At 70.8% G+C, this 3,498-nt stretch carries 4 protein-coding genes; 1 reads left to right on the forward strand and 3 read right to left on the reverse strand.

The window, feature by feature from the left end; genetic code table 11:
- The 3 genes from HW445_RS22985 to HW445_RS22995 all read right to left on the reverse strand — a co-directional run.
- The coding region (locus tag HW445_RS22985) for a response regulator transcription factor (RefSeq protein WP_180222864.1) at positions 1 to 665 on the reverse strand (665 nt) is incomplete at its 3' end.
- The gene (locus tag HW445_RS22990) at positions 649 to 1,719 is read right to left on the reverse strand and encodes a sensor histidine kinase (protein WP_180222865.1); all 1,071 of its coding nucleotides are present in this window, start codon (positions 1,717 to 1,719) and stop codon (positions 649 to 651) included. The genes HW445_RS22990 and HW445_RS22985, both read right to left, overlap by 17 nt.
- 127 nt (positions 1,720 to 1,846) lie before the next feature.
- Positions 1,847 to 2,578, reverse strand: coding sequence for a 4'-phosphopantetheinyl transferase superfamily protein (locus HW445_RS22995; protein ID WP_180222866.1), 732 nt, complete (start codon positions 2,576 to 2,578; stop codon positions 1,847 to 1,849).
- Positions 2,579 to 2,974: 396 nt separating this feature from the next.
- On the opposite strand from HW445_RS22995, the gene HW445_RS23000 reads away from it, so the two are divergent.
- On the forward strand, positions 2,975 to 3,498 hold a 524-nt coding region (locus tag HW445_RS23000), incomplete at its 3' end, for a UbiA family prenyltransferase (protein ID WP_180222867.1).

The following is a 3,498-nucleotide window of genomic DNA, read 5'->3' on the forward strand; positions in this document are numbered from 1 at the left end:
AGGCGGCCCCGGGGGCCCGCGATGAGCTTGTGCGCGCGGGCCTTGTTCACCGCGTCGATCCGCGAGACCGCGTCCAGTTTGTCGAAGATGTTGCGCAGGTGCCGCTTCACGGTGCCCTCGGTGATGCCGAGCCGGACCGCGATCTGGCGGTTGCTCATGGCCTCCGCGACGCAGGACAGCACCTCGCGCTCGCGCGGGGACATCGGCCCCGCGTTCTGCTCGCCGGACTGGTCCCCGTTCACCGTGAACCCGGACCGCGGCACCAGGATGGTGACCTGGTCGTCCTCCCGGGCGGCGTTGCGGACCGTGCTGAGCAGGGCCTCGCGCGAGACGCTCTTGTGCAGGTAGCCCTGCGCGCCGAGCTGCAGCAGCTCGTGGACGAGCGGCTGGTCGTCGTACATGGTGAGGATGACGATGCGCAGCCCGGGGAAGCGCTCGAGCAGCCTGCGCACCGCCGCGCGGGGCTGGTGGTCGGGCATCTCCACGTCGAGCAGCAGCACGTGCGGCCGGTGCCGCTCCACCAGCTCGACGAGCCCGCGCCCGCTGCTCGCCTCCGCCACGACCTGGAGGTCGGGTTCGGCGTTGAGCAGCTCGGCGAGGGCCGTGCGCAGCAGCGTGTGGTCGTCGGCCGCGACGATGCGGATGAGGTCACTTGGCGGATTCAACGGAATCTCCCGGGAGGTTCCGCAGCGGAATGGTGACCGTGACCCTGGTGCCACGGTCCTCCGGGTCGCTGCTGAACAGGATGGTGCCGCCGAGCAGTTCGACCCGCTCGGTGGCGGAGGCGATGCCGTTGGCGCGGCCCGCGGTGGCGGCCTTCGAGACGTCGAAACCGCAGCCGTCGTCCTCGATCAGCGCGTGCACGCCGTAGGGGGCGATGTCGACCACCGCGAGGACGTGGTCGGCGTCGGCGTGCGCCAGGGAGTTGCGCAGGCACTCCCGCACCACCAGGAACACCTCGTCGAGCACGGGCTGGGTGGCCCACTCCTCGCTGCCGTTGACCTGGATGCGGACCTTGGAGGAGGTGATCTCCATCGACTCCAGGAACGCGGCGAACGACGACTCCAGCGTGCCCTCGCGTTCGGCGCGGCGCAGTTGGGTGACCAGGTCGCGGATGATGCCGAGCGAGTCGGTGAGGGTCTCCTTGACGGCGCCGATCCGCGTCTCGACCTCCTGCGGGCCGACACCCCTGCGCAGTTCGAGCTCGTGCAGCTCCAACTGGCGCAGGGCGAGGCTCACGTTGTTGCCGAGGTGGTCGTGGATCTCCCGGGCGAGCTGCCGCTGGGCGGCGGCGTTGACCTCGCGCACCGTGTTGAGGAGGTAGGTGTCGTGGCCGAGCGCACCGGCCTCGAGCCGCATCCCGATGCCCCGCTGGAGCGCGCGCACCCCCGCCCGGAAGCGGTCGAACTCCTCGGGCTTCGACGCCACCACCTCGGCGAGCGCGTCGAAGACGAGGTCGAAGAGGAGGATCCCGGCACGCAGGGAGTGCACGCCGCCGATGCCCTGGGTGGCCCGCTCCGTCCCCAGGCCCTCCACCTGCTGGACCAGCGCGTTGCGCACCTCGGGCCGGCCGCTGCGCAGGCTCTCCACGCAGTCCTGGAAGATCCGCTCGGCCTGCAGGGCGCAGGTGCTCCAGGTCGCCTCGTCGGCGACCAGGGGGCTTTTGATCTCTTCCAGTCGTTGACGGTAGCGTGCAATTAATTCCGGGGAACGGGCCAAGAATTGTTCAGCAATTAAACTATTCTGGCCGGCTACCGATAGGCCTGTATGAGTCACCGGAGTCCCCACCCCCCTGGAACCAACCCTGCGATACTCGCCGTCAGCTAACAGTCTGTCAATGTGCACATTAACCCATCTCGCATCCTGGGCCGCATCCGGAAGGCGGCCACGGAAACGATCTGACGACGGTGTCGACCGTGCGCGTGGCCACTGAACCCACGTATCCGTCGGGGCAATCGACCTCGTGCACATACCAGTCGGAGGAATCCCCGGACCGGCGCGCGCGGCGCGGTCCGCGGGCCGGCGGGCCGATGGAGACGGGGTCGCGCAGTCCGGTGCCGGCCGCCTTGCCCACGGCCTCGATGGCGGTCCAGGTCCGGAATCCGGACACCCGGTCCTGTGCGCCCACCAGGGGCAGCCGGCTCCAGTCGAAGGCGTCGCGGATCCGTTCGACGTCCACGCCGACCGTTCCGGGCGCCCGGACCACGCCCACCAGGGCGGCGGAGCCGGAGTGCGACAGGCTGAACTCGAGGTGCGGCCAGGGCCCGGCCGCCAGTACGGGCCGGCCGCCGCCGCAGTCGCCGCACACCTCCGGTTCGGGGCAGCGGCGGACGAAGCGGGGCAGGTCGGGGGCGACGCCGAGGTAGCCGGCGAGCAGGGTGCGCAGCGCCAGATGCGCGGCGCGGTAGCGCCGGCGGCCGACGGGGCGGCGGATGCGTTCCGCACGCGCGCGTTCGGCGGGGGAGAGGACCGCGTCCGCGGCGTCGAGCGGGACACGGCCCAGGGGAACGGGCCAGACGTGGATTTCCCCGGGCGCGAGAACCGGGGCGCGCGGGGTCGGGGGCAGCAGGGTACGCATGAGGGCTTCCCGGGGTCGGAAATGGACCAGGGCGTGCCAACGGCCCGTCACGGGAAGCGGGGTGCCGCCAGGACGACGGCGCCCGCCTGCGCACCAGCCAAGCGCGGGCGGGAAAGGGGAGAGGGGTCCACTTCTGCGGTGGTCCGGCGTACCAGAACGGCCGCCCGGAAAACCCCGGGAAAACGGAGGAACTTCGTCCGTTGATCGGTGTCTGTCACTTTAGGAGTACGAGTGACACATTTGCGGAGCAGTCAGGTCGGCATGTGGCTGCCTAGGCTCCTGAGCATGCCGACAGCGACGATGCGGACACTGCCCGTTGATGCGCCCAGTGATCCGATTTCCGGAATTCCGAGAACGGCCCTGCTCTGCCTCGACGAAACACGGCCCGCCGTTCTGGTGGCCTTTCAGCTCCGTTACGCCACCGGTGTCGCACTCGCGGTGGGACCGGCGACGGTCACCGGCACGCGGCCGGTGCTCCAGGTGGTGCTCGGTTCCCTCGCCTGGTTCTGCGCGATTCTCTACACGTACCTCTACAACGGCTGCATGGATTGCCCGGAGGACCGTGTGAACGGGTCCACCCGGCCGATCGCGAGCGGCCGGCTGTCCCCGCGGACGGCCCTGGCCGTCGCCCGTGGCGCGGCGGTCACCGCGCTCGTCCTCTCGGCCTGCGCGGGCGTGGGCACCCTGCTGCTCTGCGCGCTGCTGCTGCTGCTCGGGTACGGCTACTCGGCGCCGCGCACCGGCTGGAAGAACAGCACCCCGAGCGCGATGGGCGTGGTGTTCTGCTCCGGGCTGCTCACCTACGCCGCCGGCCCGGTCGCCCTCGGCGTGCCGCCGACCACGCCGGCGCTGCTGCTCACGGCCCTGGCCATGTCGCTGTGGATGGCGCTGGTCGGCGCGGTCGTGAAGGACTTCTCGGA

The organism is Streptomyces sp. UH6 (assembly GCF_013421635.1).
Lineage (GTDB): Bacteria > Actinomycetota > Actinomycetes > Streptomycetales > Streptomycetaceae > Streptomyces > Streptomyces abyssomicinicus.